The organism is Streptomyces sp. NPDC048441 (genome assembly GCF_043200235.1).
Taxonomy (GTDB): Bacteria; Actinomycetota; Actinomycetes; order Streptomycetales; family Streptomycetaceae; genus Streptomyces.
In genome coordinates this window covers 130,896-149,796 of the sequence record NZ_JBICXM010000008.1, presented here as the reverse complement: position 1 = coordinate 149,796, position 18,901 = coordinate 130,896, and the positions used below count along the sequence as shown (strand labels likewise).

The 18,901-nt window shown below is 70.1% G+C and carries 13 protein-coding genes; 8 read left to right on the top strand and 5 right to left on the bottom strand.

Features of this window, described 5'->3' with window-relative positions:
- Window positions 1–19 precede the first annotated feature (19 nt).
- The 4 genes from ACGFSB_RS21295 to ACGFSB_RS21280 form a co-directional block, all read right to left on the bottom strand.
- Window positions 20–1,627 (bottom strand): alpha/beta hydrolase, encoded by a 1,608-nt coding sequence (locus ACGFSB_RS21295; RefSeq protein WP_393401986.1) that lies wholly within the window; start codon window positions 1,625–1,627, stop codon window positions 20–22.
- Window positions 1,628–1,842: 215 nt separating this feature from the next.
- Window positions 1,843–2,628 (bottom strand): SDR family oxidoreductase, encoded by a 786-nt coding sequence (locus ACGFSB_RS21290; protein ID WP_393401445.1) that lies wholly within the window; start codon window positions 2,626–2,628, stop codon window positions 1,843–1,845.
- Window positions 2,629–2,689: 61 nt separating this feature from the next.
- A complete protein-coding gene (locus ACGFSB_RS21285; protein ID WP_393401443.1) occupies window positions 2,690–3,763 on the bottom strand; it encodes an acyl-CoA dehydrogenase family protein in 1,074 nt (357 codons plus the stop codon).
- Window positions 3,760–4,614, bottom strand: a complete 855-nt coding sequence (locus ACGFSB_RS21280; protein WP_393401441.1) for an enoyl-CoA hydratase — start codon at window positions 4,612–4,614, stop codon at window positions 3,760–3,762. The genes ACGFSB_RS21285 and ACGFSB_RS21280 overlap by 4 nt, the downstream gene beginning before the upstream one ends.
- Window positions 4,615–4,660: 46 nt before the next feature.
- Between ACGFSB_RS21280 and ACGFSB_RS21275 the strand changes: the two genes are divergently transcribed.
- The gene (locus ACGFSB_RS21275) at window positions 4,661–5,830 is read left to right on the top strand and encodes an acyl-CoA dehydrogenase family protein (RefSeq protein WP_393401438.1); all 1,170 of its coding nucleotides are present in this window, start codon (window positions 4,661–4,663) and stop codon (window positions 5,828–5,830) included.
- Between the two features lie 54 nt (window positions 5,831–5,884).
- On the opposite strand, the gene ACGFSB_RS21270 is transcribed toward ACGFSB_RS21275, so the two are convergent.
- Window positions 5,885–6,922 (bottom strand): hypothetical protein, encoded by a 1,038-nt coding sequence (locus ACGFSB_RS21270; RefSeq protein ID WP_393401435.1) that lies wholly within the window; start codon window positions 6,920–6,922, stop codon window positions 5,885–5,887.
- A 709-nt stretch (window positions 6,923–7,631) separates the two neighbouring features.
- On the opposite strand from ACGFSB_RS21270, the gene ACGFSB_RS21265 reads away from it, so the two are divergent.
- From ACGFSB_RS21265 to ACGFSB_RS21235, 7 genes are all read left to right on the top strand, one after another.
- The gene (locus ACGFSB_RS21265) at window positions 7,632–9,119 is read left to right on the top strand and encodes a sugar transferase (protein ID WP_393401432.1); all 1,488 of its coding nucleotides are present in this window, start codon (window positions 7,632–7,634) and stop codon (window positions 9,117–9,119) included.
- Between the two features lie 82 nt (window positions 9,120–9,201).
- Window positions 9,202–10,521 carry a nucleotide sugar dehydrogenase gene (locus ACGFSB_RS21260; protein WP_393401429.1) on the top strand — a complete coding sequence of 440 codons (1,320 nt, stop codon included), beginning with the start codon at window positions 9,202–9,204 and terminating at the stop codon, window positions 10,519–10,521.
- Window positions 10,478–11,776, top strand: a complete 1,299-nt coding sequence (locus tag ACGFSB_RS21255; protein ID WP_393401425.1) for a glycosyltransferase family 4 protein — start codon at window positions 10,478–10,480, stop codon at window positions 11,774–11,776. The genes ACGFSB_RS21260 and ACGFSB_RS21255 overlap by 44 nt, the downstream gene beginning before the upstream one ends.
- Window positions 11,773–13,173, top strand: coding sequence for a Wzz/FepE/Etk N-terminal domain-containing protein (locus ACGFSB_RS21250; protein WP_393401422.1), 1,401 nt, complete (start codon window positions 11,773–11,775; stop codon window positions 13,171–13,173). Before ACGFSB_RS21255 ends, ACGFSB_RS21250 begins: the two co-directional genes overlap by 4 nt.
- A complete protein-coding gene (locus ACGFSB_RS21245) occupies window positions 13,170–14,732 on the top strand; it encodes a Wzz/FepE/Etk N-terminal domain-containing protein (RefSeq protein WP_393401420.1) in 1,563 nt (520 codons plus the stop codon). The genes ACGFSB_RS21250 and ACGFSB_RS21245 overlap by 4 nt, the downstream gene beginning before the upstream one ends.
- Window positions 14,733–14,736: 4 nt before the next feature.
- Window positions 14,737–16,665, top strand: coding sequence for an asparagine synthase (glutamine-hydrolyzing) (asnB, locus tag ACGFSB_RS21240; protein WP_393401418.1), 1,929 nt, complete (start codon window positions 14,737–14,739; stop codon window positions 16,663–16,665).
- 32 nt (window positions 16,666–16,697) lie between these two features.
- Window positions 16,698–18,899 (top strand): bi-domain-containing oxidoreductase, encoded by a 2,202-nt coding sequence (locus tag ACGFSB_RS21235; RefSeq protein ID WP_393401416.1) that lies wholly within the window; start codon window positions 16,698–16,700, stop codon window positions 18,897–18,899.
- Window positions 18,900–18,901 lie beyond the last annotated feature (2 nt).

Here is an 18,901-nt window from a genome sequence, read left to right as displayed (position 1 = left end):
GGGCGGTGTGCTCCGCGGGTCAGGGCTTCTCGGGTTCCGGTGCGGCGTGCGGGGCGCAGGTCACGTCCTTCGCACCGGTCTCGCCCGTCAGGAGATAGGCATCGACGCGCTCGTTGACGCAGGCGTTCTTCAGGCCGGTGACACCGTGGTTGCCCGCGTCCTTCTCGGTGATGAGCCGTGAGCCGTGCAGCCGCTTGTGCAGCTCGACCGCGCCCTCATAGGGCGTGGCGGCGTCCCGCTGGGACTGGACGACGAGGGTGGCGGGCAGCGCCTTGCCGGGCCGCACGTCGACAGGCTTGCCCTGCTTGAGCGGCCAGGTGGCGCAGGGGAGGTTCATCCAGGTGTTGGACCAGGTGAGGAACGGGCTCTTGGAGTGCAGTCGCGTGCTGTCGCGATCCCAAGTGCGCCAGTTCGTCGGCCAGTTGGTGTCGTTGCACTGGACGGCGGTGTAGACGGCGTTGCCGTTCTCGGCCTCCTTGTTCTTGGCGGTGTTCGCCATGTCCGGACCCGCGGCCTTGATCAGGGGCTTCTCGTTTCCCTTGAGGTAGGCGGACCAGGCGGCTGCGACAGGGGCCCACGCGCCGTCGGAGTAGCTGGCCTTCTGGAAGAGGGCGAGCAGCTCGGCCGGGCCGACGACGCCGCCGACGGGGTCCTTCTTGGCCTTCGCGCGCAAGTCGTCCCACTGGCGCTGGACTTCGGCCCGGGTGGCGCCGATCCCGTACACGTCGTCGTGCCGTGCGACCCACTTCGTCCAGTCCTTCCAGCGGCCCTGGAAGGCGACGTCCTGGTCGAGATTGGCCTCGTACCAGATCTTCTCGGTGGCGGGGTTGACCACGCTGTCGAAGACCATGCGCCGGACGTGGGAGGGGAACAGTTCGGCGTACACGGCCCCGAGGTAGGTGCCGTACGAGACACCGAGGTAGTTGAGCTTCGCATCGCCGAGGGCGGCGCGGATGACGTCCAGATCGCGGGCGGTGTTCGGCGTGTTCATGTGCGGCAGCAGGTCGCCGCCGCGTTCCTTGCATCCCTGGGCGTACTCGGCGGCGAGCTTGCGGTGAGCCCGCTTGTCGGCTTCACCGTCCGGGACGGGGTCCAGCTGCGGTGCCTTGGCGTACTCCTGGGGGTCCGCGCAGGATATGGGGGCGGAGCGGCCGACCCCGCGGGGGTCGAATCCGACGTAGTCGTAGGCCTTCGCGGGCTTGGCCTGGACCGGATCCTTCTCCGTGACGTACGTCGGGAAGTCCAGGCCGGAACCGCCGGGTCCGCCGGGGTTGTAGATGAGTGAGCCCTGCCGGTCCTTCTTGCTCCCGGTGTTGCGGGCCCGGTCGACCGCGAGCTTGATGGTGTGTCCGTCGGGACGGGTGTAGTCGACGGGAACGGTCACGTAGCCGCACTGGATCGGCTTGGCGAGGCCCCAGCTCGCGGAGCAGTCCTTCCAGTCGACGCCCTTCTTCGCCGCGCGGGCGGCGGCGACGGCGACACCATGGGCCGCCGCGGACCGTTCGTCGAGGGCCGGGGCTCCGCCCTTCGACTCGCGGGCCACGGCGGACGGAGCCACCGTGACGGTGGCGATGAGCGCGGCGGAGGCGAAGGTGCCCGCGGCGGCGAGGACGGCGTGACGTCTGATCAAGGGGATCTCCGGGAACGTGGGGGCGCCGGCGGCACGGCGGAAGTAACGGTTCTCGGGGATCGTCAGGGCTCGGAGGCAGGCCGGAACAGCCCTTGAGGCTGATTCCAGCCGACCGGCGGGACATTCCCGACACCTGGCTGGTACTGGCCCGCTGACCGGCGTCACCGCGCCGATGATCGTCCGGGCATGCAGCGCTGATCGTTGTGCGCGCGTCACCCAGGGGTGTTCTGCCGCGCCGCCAGGAAGCGGGCGGGTATCTCTCCGCCGCCGTGCACCGCGAGGTCCGCGCCGTTGACGTATCCGGAGAGGTCGCCGGCGAGGAACAGGCAGGCGTGGGCCACGTCCTCGGGGACGGCCATCCGCCCCATGGGAATGATGTCGGCCACGGCTGCCCCGCCGTCCTCGCCGTAGACAGCGGCTGCGCTCTCGGTGCGGATGAGGCCGGTGGTGATGTGGTTGACCCGCACCCGTGGCGCCCACTCCAGGGCCAACGCCCGGGTCAGCGCGAGGAGTCCGGCCTTGGCCGCGGTGTAGGCGGCCGTTCCCGGCTGCGGGTCGTGCGCCGAGACGCTGCCGATGTTGATCACCGTGCCGCCGCTCTCCTGACCCCGCATGACCTTGTTGGCGGCCTGCGCGACATAGAACGGGGCGAGCAGATTGAGCGCGACGATCTTCTCGACGAAGCGGGGCGATACGGTGGCCGCATCGGCGTCCGGCGAGCCGCCCGCGTTGTTGACGACCACGTCAAGTCGGCCGAACCGCTCCACCGTCGCGTCGACAAGGCCGGCCGCCGCCTCGGGATCGCGCACGTCGCACGGCAGGAACACCGCGTCCCGGCCGTCGGCGGCGGGTGGCGTGGCGGGTGCGCCACGGCCGCAGACCACGACATCGGCACCGGCGGAGAGGAAGCCCTCGGCGATGGCCGCGCCGATTCCCTTGGTGCCGCCGGTGACCAGCACCACCCGTCCCGTGAAGTCCAGCGGACTGCCGTTGCCCATGTCGCCTGGATCCCTTCTGATCTGGAGGTGGAGCAATCGGAGAGGCGGCCCCGGACGCCGGTCATTCGGGCAGCAGACCCAGCTCGGCGCCGAGCCGCTCCCGGTGCCGGGCCGCCGAGCCGAAGAGCTGTGCCGAGCCGTGTGCCCGCTTGAAGTAGCGGTGGGCGTCGTGCTCCCAGGTGATGCCGATCCCGCCGTGCAGCTGGATCATCTCGCCCGCGACCGCGGAGCAGGCCTCGGAGCACACGGACCCGGCGACCGCGGCGAGGCGCGGCAGCGCTGCCGGTTCCTCGTCGGCGGCGAAGGCGGCGCCGAGCGCGGCCGAGCGTGCCGACTCCACCAGGACGTAGGCGTCCGCGAGGCGGTGCTTGACGGCCTGGAAGGAACCGATCGGCCGCCCGAACTGGACGCGTCGCAGCACATGGTCGACGGTCAGTTCCAGGCAACGCTCGGCGGCGCCGGTCTGTTCGGCGGCGAGCGCGACGCAGGCGAGGTCCCGTACGTGGGAGAGCACCCGCTGCCCGTCGCCGTCCGCGCCGATGAGCCGCCCCTCGGCGCCGGACAGCAACCACCGGGCCTGCGGCCGAGTCTGATCCATCGTCACCAGCGGCTCCCGGCGGACACCGGCCCCGTCCATCGCCACCTCGAAGAGTGAGACCCCGGCGCCGGTGCGAGCCGCGACGAGCAGCAGGCCGGCCCCCTCGGCGTCCAGTACATGCTCCTTGGCCCCGGTGATCCGCCAGCCGCCGCCCGGCCCGCGCACGGCGCCGGCACGGACCGACTCCGGGTCCCAGCTGCCCAGTTCGGCCCAGGCGAGCAGCCCCACCGAGCTGCCATCGGCCAGCGGTGGCAGCAGCCGGGCACATGCCGCTTCGTCACCCGAGGCGAGCAGAGCCCCGGCCACCAGCACGGACGAGCCGAGGAACGGCACGGGACTCAGGCACCGCCCGAGTTCTTCCATGACGACCTGTACGTCCCGTGCCCCGCCGCCCGCGCCGCCGTACTCCTCGGGCACGGCCAGACCCGCCACGCCGATCTTCCGGGCCAGCGGCTGCCAGGCCGCCGCCCCCGGCTCGCGTTCCAGCAACGTCCGGACGGCGGCCCGCAGTTCGTTCTGCTCCTCGGTCGGCCTCACCGGGCTGTTCCCGCCTCTTTCATCGCGCGGATGTCCATGCCGCCGAGCGCGTCGGGCGCGGTCTCGGCATTGTGCGCGTGTGCGAGATGGTGCAGTCCGAACACCGAGTCCATGCCGGTGTGCATGCCCTGGAGGTCTTCGGCCTGATTGACGGCGCGCTTGGTCAGGGCGAGGCCCATCCGCGGCATCTGGGCGATGCGGGTCGCCAACTCCGCTACGGTGTCGGCCAGTTCCGCCCGCGGCACCACCCGGTTGACCATGCCCACCTCGTACGCCCGTCGCCCACTCATCCGGTCGCCGGTGAACAGGAACTCCTTGGCGATGCGCGGCGGCATCACCCAGGGGTGGGCGAAGTACTCGACGCCGGGGATGCCCATGCGGACGACGGGGTCGGCGAAGAAGGCGTCGTCGGAGGCGACGATCAGGTCGCACACCCAGGCAAGCATCAGGCCGCCCGCCACACATGCCCCGTGCACCGAAGCGATCATCGGCTTGGGCAGTTCGCGCCAGCGGCGGCACATACCGAGATAGACCTCGGACTCACGGGCGAAACGGCTCTCCGCGCCCGCCTTGTCCGAGTGGTCCCACCACAGTCCGGCCTTGCGCTCGAACGGCAGATGGGCATCGCGTTCGGGGGTGCCGATGTCGTGCCCCGCGGAGAAGTGCTCGCCCGCCCCGGCGAGAACGATGACCTTCACGTCGGAGTCGTCGGCGGCCCGGTAGAAGGCCTGGTCGAGGGCGTACGTCATCGCGGAGTTCTGGGCGTTGCGGTATGCGGGCCGGTTCATGGTGACCGTCGCGACCGGTCCCCGCTTCTCGTAGCGCACCGGTTCGTCGTGGGCAGCGGACATCCGCGCCTCCTTCCCTAACAAGTGTTTGGTAGATTAACGTATAGCCATGAGCAGCGTCGAGGAGTTCCGCGCAGAGATCCGCGGGTGGCTATCCACCCACCTCACCGGCGAGTTCGCGGATCTGCGTGGTCGCGGTGGCCCCGGCAGGGAGCACGAGGCGTTCGCCGAACGCCTCGCCTGGGAGCGCCACATGGCGGCCGAGGGCTGGACCTGTGTGGGCTGGCCGCGGGAGTTCGGAGGCCGCGGTGCGAGCCTCGAGCAGCAGATCGCCTTCCACGAGGAGTACGCGCTGGCCCGCGCCCCTGCTCGGGTGAACCACATAGGGGAGCAACTGCTCGGGCCGACCCTGGTGGCCTTCGGCACCCCCGAGCAGCGGGCCCGCTTCCTGCCGAGGATCGTCGCGGTCGAGGAGCTGTGGTGCCAGGGCTACAGCGAACCGGACGCGGGCTCGGACCTGGCCAACGTCCGGACGCGGGCCGAACAGGACGGCGGGGACTGGGTGGTGACGGGCCAGAAGATCTGGACCTCGCTCGCCCACGAGTCCGACTGGTGCTTCGTAGTGGCCCGCACGGAGCCGGGTTCACGGCGCCACCAGGGCCTCTCGTATCTCCTCGTCCCCCTCGACCGGCCGGGCGTCGACATTCGGCCGATCACCCAGCTGACCGGCACCTCCGAGTTCAACGAGGTCTTCTTCGACGGTGCCCGCACCGACGCGGGCCATATCGTCGGCGCCCCGGGCGAGGGGTGGAAGGTCGCCATGGCGACCCTCGGCTTCGAGCGCGGGGTCTCCACACTCGGCCAGCAGGTCGGCTTCCGCCAGGAACTCGAAGCGCTGATCGCCCTTGCGCGGGACAACGGCGCGAGCCGCGACCCGCTGATCCGTGACCGCCTCGCCCGCGCCTGGACGGGCCTCGAGACCATCCGGCTCAACGCCCTGCGGATGCTGGACGGCGTCGCCGCGGGCGCTCCCGGCCCCGAGGCCTCCATCGGCAAGATCTTCTGGGCGACCTGGCACCGCGAGCTCGGCGAACTGGCCATGGACGTCTGCGGGTCGGGCGGCATGATCGCCGCCGGTGAGCCCTACGACCTCGACGACTGGCAGCGGCTGTTCCTGTTCTCCCGCTCCGACACCATCTACGCGGGATCGAACGAGATCCAGCGCAACATCATCGCCGAGCGAGTCCTCGGCCTGCCCAAGGAGGCCCGCGTCGACTAGGGCAGCCGAAGTGGATGCGGCGCTGTGCGGGGCGGTGGTGGCCTCAGCTCAGCTTTATACGCAGGGCAGCGTCCCGCTGCGGAGCGCGTGGCCGCCCTCGTTGCCGTCGTCGGACCAGAGAACCGGTTTGGCCCCCGCCGAGCAGGCCGTCTGAGGTGCGATGGCGAAACCTTCGTTGTTCAGGTCGGCCATGCCGCTGGGACGGTCGTACGTGGCGGTGGCGGCGAACTTTCCCTGCCCGTTGATCTCGAGTGTGGTGGAGCTGCCCTGGCATGTGTCGTCGCAGACCGCCCAGAGGCGCCCGGCTTCCGGCTCGAACGTGAGGTCCATGATCGTCGAGGCGCCGGTCTTGATGGTCGCCACCCGGGTGAACCCGTCGCCTTCCTGGTCGAGCGCGTAGGCATAGACGGTGCCGTTGGCTTCGAGGCCCGTGAAGTACAGGCCGCTGCCGTGGCCCGGGTAAGTGGCCGGGTCGTACGCCTTCTTGGTCTTCTCGTCGTAGAAGCCGTGCTTGGTCAGGAACGTGTCCGGGACCCACGAGATCGCCTCGAGGCCGTCGTTGTCCCCGACCGAGGGCAGGTCGGGGGTGAGGTCCCATTCCGCGGTCGCCTTGAGCGAGCTCGCCGAGGAGGTTCCGTCGTAACGGACGATCTTCAGCAGGCTGGTGCCGTCGTCGTCACCGTCGCGCTCGGTGGACACGAAGATTCCGTCGGGCGTGGCGGACACGCCCTCCGCGTCGGGCTCACCTTTGCCGTCGGCGTAGGTCAGGGACTTGCCCGATTCCCAGCCGCCGGATGTGTCCGGACTCCACTTCCCGCCGCCGTCGTCGGGCACGAGGCGGTAGAGCGTGCTGGGGCCGTTCCGCACCGCCCACAGCACATCGGGATCCTGGAAGGAGAGGCCGCTCAGGTTGGTGCCGAACACGTCCGAGCCGTCGGCGACGGTGACGGTGGAGCCTCCCGGCCATTTGGTTCCCGCGGTCTGATCCGCCTGGTTCGGCTGGTCCACCTGCTCCGCCTGCGCCGATGACGGCACGGCCGGCAGGACGAGGGCGGACAGGGCGATGGCGACGAGGCATGCTTTCGCGCGCAATGTGGTTCTCCTTCAGCTTCACCGGTGAGCGACATCGGTTAGTAAAGTTTCCTAACTGATGCTCTGACGCTTGCCTGTATAGGTGCGATCCCGTTCACATACAACCCGTCTCCCGTGCCGAACGGTTCACTTGACCCTTGACCAAGGCGCCCTCGAACTCCCGTCGTTACTGGTCGCAAGGTGCGCCTTCTTCGTCGAGGCACCCGTAAGTAGTGATCATTTAGTGGAGGCAGCCCCAAAGCTTGAACACAAATTCAACACATCCCCTCTTCATGGCGGCCCCGATGGTCTAGATTGACCGTGCTTCAGCTATTCGGGCATGAAGCGACCAATAATGATCAATAGGTCCGGCGCCACGGACAGCCAGCAGTCGTGTCCCCGGCGCCCGGCGTGGGGGTGGTCAATTATTGGGGCCCGAGAGGGGCTTCGGGTGCGGGGAGCATCCGAGGTTTCGACGGGTTACCGCGCACCTCGAGCGTCTGGCAGGACATGCGGTTCCGCTGCCGCCAGGCGGGGTGCTCAAGTAGCGCTGAAACAGCTGGGATTGCAGTGCGCGGGAGGCGGGGGCCTCCCGTGGCGAGGAACAGTGCGGCGCGGGGGGCGGGGGCGTCTCCCGGGGGGAGTACCAGTGCGGGGGGCGGGGGCGTCTCCCGGGGGGAGGAACAGTGTTAGGTGAACACGTCGAACCACTGGCGGCCTGGGGGGTCTTGTGCAGCGGGGGGATTTAGTCAGCCCTTTTCCGCCGGCGCACGGGCGTCTGGCGAACGGGGCGAACGGGGGCATCAACAGGCCCGCGATCGACTGGGAACAGCGCTACCGCCGTACCGTGATCATCAGCGATACCGTGGCAACTGCCTTCGTCGTGGCGGCTATCGGCAACTTCTTCGGAGCCCGGGACGCGGCCAACTGGCACGAGAAGTGGATCATACTCGCCTTCGGGACCGAACTCCTTGTGCTGGGAGCACTCGCGGTGAGCCGGTCATGGGCTCCGGCCGTACTCGGCCAGGGCGCCGAGGAATTCCGTCGGCTCGGACGCTCACTGTTCACGGCGGCCGTCGTACTCGCGCTCGGCGGGATCGCTCTCACCTCGCGCAACATCAAGCTCTGGATCTTCGTCGCGATCCCCGCGATCGCGCTCATCACCATGACCGCGCGGTATCTGCTGCGCCTCAGGCTGCACAAACAGCGGAAGGAAGGGCGCTGCCTGCGACCGGTGCTCGCCGCCGGGAGTGTGGCCACCGTGAGTGACCTGATCACCCGGACCCGCAAGTCCCCGCACCTCGGCTGGCAAGTGGACGCGGTGTGCACGACGGACGGTCTCGGGCTCGACGGTGGCCACGTGGACGGAGTGCCAGTGGTCGGCCCATTGGCGGACGTCGCGGGCCACGTCCAGCGCGACGGCTACCGCGTGGTCGCGGTCACCCCGGACCCGCACTGGTCGCCGGACCGGCTGCAGCGCCTTGCCTGGAACCTCGAAGGCAGCGATGCCGAGATGGTCGTGGCCCCCGTCCTCATGGAAGTGGCGGGACCGCGGCTGCACGTCGACGCGGTGCTCGGGATCCCGCTCCTCCGGGTCAGTATGCCGACCTTCACCGGGGGCCGCCGGGTGGTCAAAGGGGTCGTCGACCGGATGGGCGCGGCGATCCTGCTGATGCTGTTCGCGCCGCTGATGGTGTTCGTCAGTCTTGTCGTCCTCGTGGACAGCCGGGGCGGGGCGGTCTACCGCCAGCGCAGGGTCGGCAAGGGCGGCCAAGAGTTCACCATCTTCAAGTTTCGCACCATGGTCACCGGGGCCCACGGAGCACGTGCCGAGCTGGCCGACCGCAACGAAGGTGCAGGGCTGCTGTTCAAGCTCCGCAGGGATCCGCGCGTGACCCGGGTGGGAGCAGTACTGCGCCGGTACTCGATCGATGAGCTCCCGCAGCTCTTCAACGTGCTCACCGGATCGATGTCGCTCGTCGGCCCGCGGCCTCCGCTGCCGGAGGAGTCCGCCGCGTACGGCCCGGACATCCGGCGTCGTCTCCTGGTCAAGCCCGGCCTCACCGGCCTGTGGCAGATCAGCGGACGCAGCGACCTGCCGTGGGAGGAGGCGGTCCGCCTCGACCTGCGGTATGTGGAGGACTGGTCGCTCGCACTCGACTCAGTGATCTTGTGGAAGACGCTGCGTGCGGTGCTCTACGGGCAGGGGGCCTACTGATGCGCGGGGGGCTGCGGATCAACTGCCCGGCAGGTGCACGGACCGCAGGCCGAAGGGGCCTGCCTGGGGGGAGGAACGGATCATGAGAGTCAGCGTTTTCGGGCTCGGTTACGTGGGCTGCGTGTCAGCCGCGTGCCTGGCCAGCATGGGTCACGAAGTCATCGGGGTGGACGTGAACCCGGTGAAGGTAGACCTGGTCAACGACGGCAAGGCACCAGTGGTCGAGGAGCGGATCGGCGAGCTCATCGCCGATGTCGTACGGACCGGAGCGTTACGCGCCACCGGCGACGTCCGCGAGGCGATCATGGACAGCGAGGTGTCGCTGATCTGCGTGGGCACGCCGTCGGAGCCCAACGGCAGCCTGTGCACCACGTACTTGGAGCGGGTCACCGAGCAGATCGGCGCCGCCCTTGCCGAGCGCGGTGGACGGCAGACCGTCGTGTTCCGGAGCACCATGCTTCCCGGCACATGTCTGAACCTGCTTGTGCCGATCCTGGAGAAGTACGTCGGCGGCACGGCCGGGGCGGACATCGGGGTCGCGGTCAACCCGGAGTTCCTGCGCGAGGGCACGAGCGTGCGGGACTTCTTCGACCCGCCCAAGACCGTCATCGGCGAGCTCGACCCGGCGAGCGGCGACGCGGTGCTCGCGCTGTACGACGGCTTGCCCGGCGAGGTCTTCCGGGTGCCGGTCCCGACGGCCGAGGCGATCAAGTACGCGGACAACGCGTTCCACGGTCTCAAGATCGGCTTCGCGAACGAGTTCGGCGCGGTGTGCCAGGCGCTCGGCGTGGACTCGCACCAGGTGATGGACGTGTTCCTGGCCGACCGCAAACTGAACATCAGCCCCGCCTATCTGCGGCCCGGCTTCGCCTTCGGTGGCTCCTGCCTGCCCAAGGACCTGCGCAGCCTGGTCCACGCGGCGCAGCGGGCCGACGTCTCGGTGCCCATCCTGTCCCACGTACTGCCCTCCAACTCCGCACATCTGCAACGGGCGGTAGAGCTGGTCGAGCGCACGGGCAAGCGCCGGGCGGGGCTGTTCGGTCTTTCCTTCAAGCCCGGCACCGACGACCTCCGCGAGAGCCCGCTCGTCGAGCTGGCGGAGACGCTCTTCGGCAAGGGCTACGACCTGAAGATCTACGACGCCAACGTGAGCCTGTCCCGGCTGCTCGGCGCGAACCGCGAGTACATCGAGACCCGTCTTCCGCACCTCGCGCAGCTGCTCGCCGACTCCGTCGACGAAGTGCTCGAGCACTCCGACGTGTGCCTGATCGGGACCAGGGATCCCGCCGTGCTCTCGGCGCTGCCCCATGGCGGCGACGGCCCGGCGATCATCGACCTCATCCACCTTCCCGACGCCGATGCGCGCCGGACCGAACCGGGGTACGTGGGCCTTGCTTGGTAACGCAAAGAGCAGTGACCGGCAAGGCCGGCGCGCGCTGGTCCTGGTGGAGAACCTGTCGGTGCCCTTCGACCGGCGGGTGTGGCAGGAGTGCACGACGCTGCGCGACGCGGGCTGGACGGTGCACGTCATCTGCCCCCGGGGGAGCAAGCGGGACACTGAGCCGGAGGCAGAGATCGACGGGGTGCGGATCCACCGCTACCCGTTGCACGCGGCCACCGGAGGTCCCGCCGGCTACCTGCGGGAGTACGGAACGGCGCTGTGGCACACGGCGCGGCTCGCCCGCAAGGTCGGCCCGGTCGACGTGGTGCACGCCTGCAACCCGCCCGACCTGCTGTTCCTGCCGGCGCTGTGGATGAAGCGGCGCGGCGCGCGGTTCGTCTTCGACCAGCACGACCTGGTACCCGAGCTGTACCTCTCCCGGTTCGACCGCGGCGAGGATCTGCTCTACCGCGCCGTGTGCGCGCTCGAGCGGCTGACCTACCGGACCGCGGACGTCGTGCTCGCCACGAACGAGAGCTACCGGTCCGTCGCGGTGCGCCGTGGCGGCCGGCGGCCGGAGGACGTCTTCGTGGTGCGCAGCGCGCCGCAGACCGACCGGTTCCAACCGGTGCCGCCTGAACCGGAGTTGAAGCGCGGCAAGCCCCATCTGCTGTGCTACCTCGGCGTCATGGGTCCGCAGGACGGCGTCGACTACGCCTTGCGGGCCCTCGCGAAGCTGCGCGACGAATTCGGGCGTACCGACTGGCACGCGGTGTTCGTCGGCTCCGGCGACGCCTTCGACGCGATGGTGGAGCTGTCCCGGCGGCTCGGGCTCAGCGAGCAGGTGCAGTTCACCGGGCGCATCCCGGACGCCGACCTGGTGCGCTATCTCTCCACCGCGGACGTGTGCCTTTCCCCCGACCCGTGCAATCCGCTCAACGACGTGTCGACCATGAACAAGGTCCTGGAGTACATGGCGATGGGACGGCCGATCGTCTCGTTCGACCTCAGAGAGGCGCGCGTCTCCGCGGATGAGGCGGCCGTGTACGCGCCCGACGACGACGAGGCCGAATTCGCCAAGCTCATCGTGCTGTTGCTCGACGATCCGGAGAAGCGGGCCCGGATGGGCAAGATCGGCCAGGAGCGGATCAGCGGGCAGCTTTCCTGGCGGAACTCGCAAGCGGCGCTGCTCGACGCCTACGCCGCTGCCTGCCGTGACCACACACCGGTGTCGCGGGGCACGACGGTACGGAAAAGGAAGAGGCCGCGGCGTTGAACGATGACACGATCCGCCTGGCCACCATCGGGCGGATTCTCCGCCGGCGCTGGCGGCTTCTCGCCGTCCTCACCGTGGTGGGCGCGCTCGTCGGCTACGGCGCGTCGGTGGCGCCCTTTCCGCCCCGCTACACGGCATCGGCATCGGTACTGCTGCCGGGGCAGTGGGAGGAGCGCGAGCTGCTGACTCAGGTGGACATCGCGACAAGTTCGGCGGTGGTCGACCGCGCGGCCGCCGAGCTCGACTGGAGAGGCGTCAGCGGCGGCGAGCTCCTCGACCGAGTGAGCGCCAAGGCCGCCGAAGGGAACATCATCAAGATTTCGGGTACGGCCGAGACCCCGGAGCGCGCGCAGCAGCTCTCCGACCGGGTGGCCAGGGAATTCGTCACCTTCGCCAAGCGGATCGCGGGCGGCGACGCCGAATCCGACACGGCCGCGGAGCCCGAGGCCCTGCGGAAGAAGGTGGCGGAGACCAACCGCCGCATCACTGACCTGGCCGATGCGGCCGATCCGGGGCGGACCGTGGAAAGCGTGGAGGCCCGCACCTCGCTGGAGAAGCTGCGCACCTCGCTGGAGGAGGCCATGAAGAAGCTGGACCAGGCCGGCCCCGGGACCGGCAAGGCCGGCATGATCGTCATGGGTCCAGCGGCCCGGCCGACCGGCGAAGCGCCACCGACGAGGATGCAGCTCGTCACCGGCGGGGCGCTGCTGTTCTTCCTGTTCGCGGTCATCGGCCATCTCGTCGCCGCACGGGGGAATCGCCGACTGCGCACCGAACCGGAGATGGCCGCGGCGCTGGGCTCGGCACTCATCGGCACCGTCGACGTGCTGGGAGAACGGCGTGCGTACCGACCCAGAGGCGGTGGCTCCGGGGCCTGGCTCCGCCGACTGCTCGGCGTCGACACCCGGTGGGACCTACCGACCCCGCTGACGTCCAGTGACGAGGCCGGCAGGCGGATCCGCTACCGGCGGGTGTTCGCTCGCCTCCGCATCCAACTGCCGGGAGCACGGCGGCTGTTGGTGGTCGTACCGGAAGGCGATGAGATCGCCCGCCGGGCGGCCGGGCAGCTCCTCGCCGAGGCCGAGAACGATCCCTCCACAAGCTCTCCGAGCCGGGGATACCCCATGCTGCGGGTGGTGGAAGTTTCGGTGTCCCAGCCGACGGTGCCGGACCGCGACACCGAGTCCGGGGCCCTGGTCGTGCTCAGCGCGGGCAGTTGGACCGCGGAGGAGCTCGCCGGTATAGCCGGGGCGTGTGCGGACGGCAGGCACGAGGTCGTCGGCCTCGTCGTCGCCGGCGCGGTCCGTGACCGTCCGGCGCGGTCCGCCGGCCGTCCTCCAGGCCATGCCACTCCGGCGCTCGCGGGTCGCGGCCACGCGACGGGAGGTTCAGTGTGACGACGAGTACGACCACGGAGTCGTCGGCAGCCGCTCCGCTGCTGAACCTGCAAGCGCTGGTGGTGGCGGTGCGCAGACGCCGCCGCCTCTGGTGCTCCCTGGCGCTGGTGGGGCTCCTTGCCGGTGCGGCGATGGCGGTCCTGCGGCCGCCGCCGCCCGCAGCGGTGACCAAGGTGCTCGTGGCGCATCAGGAGGACCAGGCGAACGACACCGGAACGCTGATCCGCACCGACGTACAGCTGCTCGGGACCACGCGGATCGCAGGCGAGGCCCTGCGGTCCCTCAAGTCCCCGGAGAAACCCGAAGACTTCATGCAGGACTACCGGGGGACCGGCCTGACCAACAACCTGCTGCAGATCGATGTGACAGGTGACAGCGAAGCGCAAGCGGTGGCCCGTGCCAAGGCGTTGGCGAACGCGTTCGTCGCGGACCATGTGCGGCGGATGCGGGAAGCCGCGAAGGCCGAGTCCAAGGCCCTGCGCGACCAGCGTGACCGGATGCGGGACGAACTCGCCCAGGTCAACAAGAAGATCGGGGACAGGACGCCGGAGAGCGGCAGCGACCCGAAGGACTCGGCGAGCATCGAGTCGCTCTTCGCCCGTCGGGGCGAGCTCACCTCGCGGATCGCCGATTTCGGCCAGCGCGCCGAGGACGCGCGCGTGGGCACGCCCCGGCTCGTCGCCGGCACACAGATCGTGGACGCCCCGCGCGCCGTGCAGCACTCCCTGCCCAGGACCGCCGTCACCAACGGCGCGATCGGGCTCGTGCTCGGCCTCGTACTCGGCCTCATGCTGGCCGCGGTCAGCACAGTGGTGGCGGACCGTCCCGTGCTGCGCCGGGAGATAGCGGCGAACCTGGGCGCCTCGGTCATCGCGGAGCTGCGTGGCGCGCGCCGCCGCCCTGCCGGTCTTTGGCAGCGCCGAAGGGCGCGTGTGGCACGCGAACGGCTCACCGTGACCCTGGCCCGCACCGTGCGTGGCTCCGCGGAACCGGTGTCGCTCCTCGAACTGGGCTGTGCGCACAGCACGAGTGTGATCGCCCTCGACCTCGCGAAGGCACTGGCGGCGGAGGGCCCTGTGGTCGTCATCGACGGTCTGCCGGGTCTGCAGCGCGCCAGCCGCGGCCAGCAGCCGGAGGGCCCGGCCGTGGTCAGCGTCGAGCGTGCCGAGGCCGTGCCGCATCAGGTGCGCAGGATCGGCGTCGGCTCGGTCGCGCCCGGCACGGCGTGGACCGGCCTCCAGGACCTCGGTACCCAGACCGTGCTCGTCGTGCGTGCCGGGCACGGCAGCACCGCATGGCTGCACACCGTTGCGCGGCAGCTCGCGGACTTGCTCATTCCGGTGATCGGTGTGGTGCTGATCGACCCCGATCCGCGGGACAGGACCGACGGCACCTTGTGGGACGGGCTGCACACCGCGCTGCGCGGCCACAACGAACACCTTGCCCGGCAGAACGGGACGGGCTCGCTGCTGGCGGAGCGATCGGCGACGGAGCGTCCGTCGACGGAGCGTCCTTCATGGGCAGTGCGAGTCCCGGACAGCGACCAGGAAGCGCGGTAAAGACATGTGTGGCATCGCAGGCACCTATCGATGGCCGGACGGGAAGGCCGTGACCGACCGGCTCACCGATACCCTCGCTCACCGCGGTCCTGACGGGGCCGGCCGTTACAGCCACTCCGTCGGTGACGCCGAAGTGCACCTCGGGCACCGCCGGTTGGCCATCATCGACCTGTCCGAGACCGGCGCCCAGCCGATGGTCTCGGACGGCCTCGCCCTGACGTACAACGGCGAGCTGTACAACGCGCCCGCCCTGCGTGCCGAGCTGGCAGCCGCCGGGGTGCGCTTTCGCGGTACGTCCGACACCGAGGTCGTCCTCGAGGCCTGGCGGCGCTGGGGCACCGACTGCCTGCCCCGGCTGCGCGGCATGTTCGCGTTCGGGATCTTCGACGAGCGAACCGGTGAACTGGTCATCGCCCGCGACCAGTTGGGCATCAAACCGCTGTTCCTCCTCCGGCGCGGTACGGGCCTGATGTTCGCCTCCGAACTCAAGGCGATAGCCGCCGTCACCGGCGGGTCCCTTGAGGTGGACCACGCGGCCCTCGTGGCCTCGCTGCTCTACTACTGGGTGCCGGACTCGCGCTGCGCGTTCCGCGAGGCGGAGAAGCTGCCGCCGGGGAGCTGGCTGCGGTGCCGGGCCGACGGCCGGGTGGAGCGCGGCCGTTACTGGAACCTCCGGGACGTCGCCGCCGAGGGCAGGGAGCTGGCCCGGAGCGGCGAGCAGCCGGACCTGGCCGCCATCGTCGAGGAGTCGACCCGGCAACACCTGCTCTCCGACGTCCCCGTGGCGACCTTCCTCTCCGGCGGCCTCGACTCCAGCTATCTGACCGCCCTCGCGGCCCGCGACCAACCCGGGATCTCCGCCTACACGATCGGGTTCCGCGCCGAGGACGCCAAGTTCGAGGCGATGCCGGACGACCTGCGCTATGCGCGGCAGGTGGCCGAGCAGTTCGGCGTGGACCTGCATGAGATCGAGATCGCCCCGAACGTGCTCGACCTGCTGCCGCAGATGACGTACCACCTGGACGAGCCGATCGGCGACCCCGCCGCGATCAACACTTTCCTGATCTGCGAGGCCGCCCGAGAGGCCGGGGTCAAGGTGATGCTCTCGGGGATGGGCGCCGACGAGCTGTTCGCCGGGTACCGCAAGCATCTGGCCAACCTCCTCGCGCTGCGCTACCAGCGCGTCCCGCGGCCCCTGCGGCGCGGCCTGTCCAGGGCCGTGGACCGGCTGCCGGTCGCCACGGCCCGCCGGGGGTACCGGTCGGTTCGTTTCGCGAAGCGGTTCCTCTCCTTCGCCGATCTGCCGGAGGAGACCGCGTTCCGGCGCAGCTACACCATGTACGACCAGGACGAGTTGCTCGCCCTGGTCAATCCGGACCTGGCGGGGACCGTCGACGACGTACTGACCGAACATGCGGACATCTACGAGGACAACGACCTCGACGACTTCGTCAACCGCATGTGCCTGGGCGACGCCCGGATGTTCCTGCCGGGTCTGAACCTCGCTTACACGGACCGGGCGAGCATGGCCGCGTCGACCGAGGTGCGGGTGCCGTACGTGGACGTCGAGGTGGTCAAGGCGGCGTTCGCCGTGCCGGGCGACCGCAAGATCGTCGGACGGCAGGGCAAGGCGGTCCTCAAAGAGGCGGCCACCTCGATCCTGCCCCGGGAGATCGTGTACCGGCCCAAGGGCTTGTTCAGCGCCCCGCTGCGCGCCTGGATGAGCCGGGATCTGGCACCGCTGGTGCGCGAGGTGGTCAACGACGGCGTGCTCGTCAATTCCGGGATCCTGCGCCGCGACGCCCTTGCCCGCATGGTCGCCGAGGACGCCGCGGGGCAGCGGGACTTCTCCAAGCATCTGTGGCACGTACTGACGCTCGAGTACTGGTATCGCGGCGCGACCTCCGGCCCCGGCCAGAGCCAAGCGGCCTGACTGCGTTGAAAGTTGAAACAAGAGGAGCTTGGGTGAAACAGGTAGTTCAGAACTACAAGAGTGGCGAACTGGCGCTGCTCGACGTGCCGGTGCCGGGATGCAAGCCGGACGGCGTTCTCGTCCGCAGCGCCTACTCGCTGATCTCCACCGGGACCGAGCTCATGAAGGTGTCCGAGGCCGGTATGTCGATGGTGGGCAAGGCCCGCTCCCGGCCCGACCAGGTGGCCAAGGTCGTACAGAGCGTGGCCACCAACGGGGTGCCCGCCACGTACCGCAAGGTGATGGGCAAGCTCGACTCATACACGCCCCTCGGCTACTCGCTGTGCGGGGTGGTCGAGCAGGTCGGCACGGGGATCGACGACGTGAAGGTCGGCGATCTCGTGGCCTGCGCGGGCAACGAACACGCGTTGCACGCCGAGTTGAACTGGGTGCCGAAGAACCTCTACGCGCCGGTGCCGGACGGCCTCGCGCCGCGGCACGCCGCCTTCGGCACCGTCGGGTCCATCGCGATGCAGGGCGTCCGCCGCGGCGAGTCACAGCTCGGCGACGTGGCGCTCGTCATCGGCCTCGGTCTCATCGGCCAGCTGGTGGTGCAGCTGCTCGCCGCATCGGGAGTCCGCGTCGTCGGGGTCGACCCCGACCCGGTGCGCTGCGAGCTCGCCGAGCGCCTCGGCGCCGCGGCCTGCGGCGATCCCGCGTCCGCGGCCGTGGAAGCTTCCGTCGCCGAACTCACCGGCGGTCACGGCGTGGACCAGGTGTATCTGGCCGCCGGTGGCGGCAGCAATCAGCCCGTCGAGCTGGCTGCCCGGCTGAGCAGGGACCGCGGCCGGGTCGTCGACATCGGCAAGTGCCGCCTGGACCTGCCGTGGAACGCGTACTACGAGAAAGAGCTCGACGTGCGGTTCTCCCGCTCGTACGGCCCCGGACGCTACGACCCGGAGTACGAGCTCGAGGGGCGGGACTACCCGATCGGCTATGTGCGCTGGACCGAGCGCCGCAACCTGGCGTGTTTCCTCGATCTCGTCGCCCGCGACCGCATCGACGTGGAGCCCTTGGTCTCCCACATCGCCGACTTCGATGACGCCGTCGAGACGTACCAGAGCCTGAAGGACGGCGAGTTGAAGGCCGTGGCCGTGCTGTTCCGGTACCCCGACCAGGCGGTGGAAGCCGAGGCTCCGGCGGTGGCCGTGCCAGCAGTGGCCGTGCCCGCGGTGACCGTGCGGCGGGGTCCGGTCCGGTCCGCCGGCACGCCGGTGCGCCTCGCGTTCGTCGGCGCGGGGAACTACGCGACGTCGATGCTGCTTCCGCACCTGGCACAGCGCGACGGCGTCGACCTCTCCACCGTGGTCACCACGACGGCGCTGTCCGCGGCCAACGCCAAGCGGAAGTTCGGCTTCGGCGGTGCGACCACCGATCTCGACGCCGTGCTCGGCGACAAGTCCATCGACGCGGTGTTCGTGGTCACCCGGCACAGCTCGCACGCCGAACTGACCCGAAGAGCGCTGCTCGCCGGCAAGGCGGTGTTCGTAGAGAAGCCCCTGGCCCTCACCGAGGACGAGCTGGCCGGCGTACTCGCGGCGGTGGAGGAGTCCGGCAACGACCGGATACAGGTGGGCTTCAATCGCCGGTTCTCGCCTCTGCTTCAGGAGGCCAGCAAGCGGTTCGGCGCCAGGACCGGTCCGGCGAGCCTCCGCTACCTGGTCAACGCGGGCCGCCTCGCGCACGGCAGCTGGTACCTCCAACAGGGCACCCAGGGCTCGCGGTTCGCCGGTGAGGGCGGGCACTTCATCGACACGGCGAGCTGGCTGCTCGGGGCCGATCCGGTCTCGGTGTACGCGGTCGCCGCCGCCGGCAACGAGGACCTTCAGGTCGTGCTGCGCTACCCGGACGGATCCACCGCCACCATCAGCTACGTGACCACAGGACCGGCGGCCTTCCCCAAGGAGACGCTGGACCTGGTCGCGGACGGCAAGGCGCTGCGGCTCGACGACTTCGTCCGTGCCTCGGTGTACGCGGATGGCGGAGCCGGCCGCAAGCGGTGGGTCAGTTCGCGGCTGCCCAAGGCACGGGACAAGGGCCAGAACGCCGAGCTTGCCGCGTTCGTCAAGGCCGTGCGGACCGGCGGGCCGATGCCGGTGCCGCTGGAGTCCCTTGCCGCCACCACGGCGGCCACCCTCGCCGTGCAGGCCGGTCTGGCGGGCGGCGCGCCGGTGACGTTGGCGAGGGCACGATGACC

What these genes read in the sequence shown, in the direction of transcription:
- ACGFSB_RS21290 (WP_393401445.1), bottom strand. Translation starts at nt 2,628, where the DNA reads ATGGGCAACGGCAGTCCGCTGGACTTCACGGGACGGGTGGTGCTGGTC.
- ACGFSB_RS21280 (WP_393401441.1), bottom strand. Translation starts at nt 4,614, where the DNA reads ATGTCCGCTGCCCACGACGAACCGGTGCGCTACGAGAAGCGGGGACCG.
- ACGFSB_RS21275 (WP_393401438.1), top strand. Translation starts at nt 4,661, where the DNA reads ATGAGCAGCGTCGAGGAGTTCCGCGCAGAGATCCGCGGGTGGCTATCC.
- ACGFSB_RS21260 (WP_393401429.1), top strand. Translation starts at nt 9,202, where the DNA reads ATGAGAGTCAGCGTTTTCGGGCTCGGTTACGTGGGCTGCGTGTCAGCC.
- ACGFSB_RS21255 (WP_393401425.1), top strand. Translation starts at nt 10,478, where the DNA reads ATGCGCGCCGGACCGAACCGGGGTACGTGGGCCTTGCTTGGTAACGCA.
- asnB (WP_393401418.1), top strand. Translation starts at nt 14,737, where the DNA reads ATGTGTGGCATCGCAGGCACCTATCGATGGCCGGACGGGAAGGCCGTG.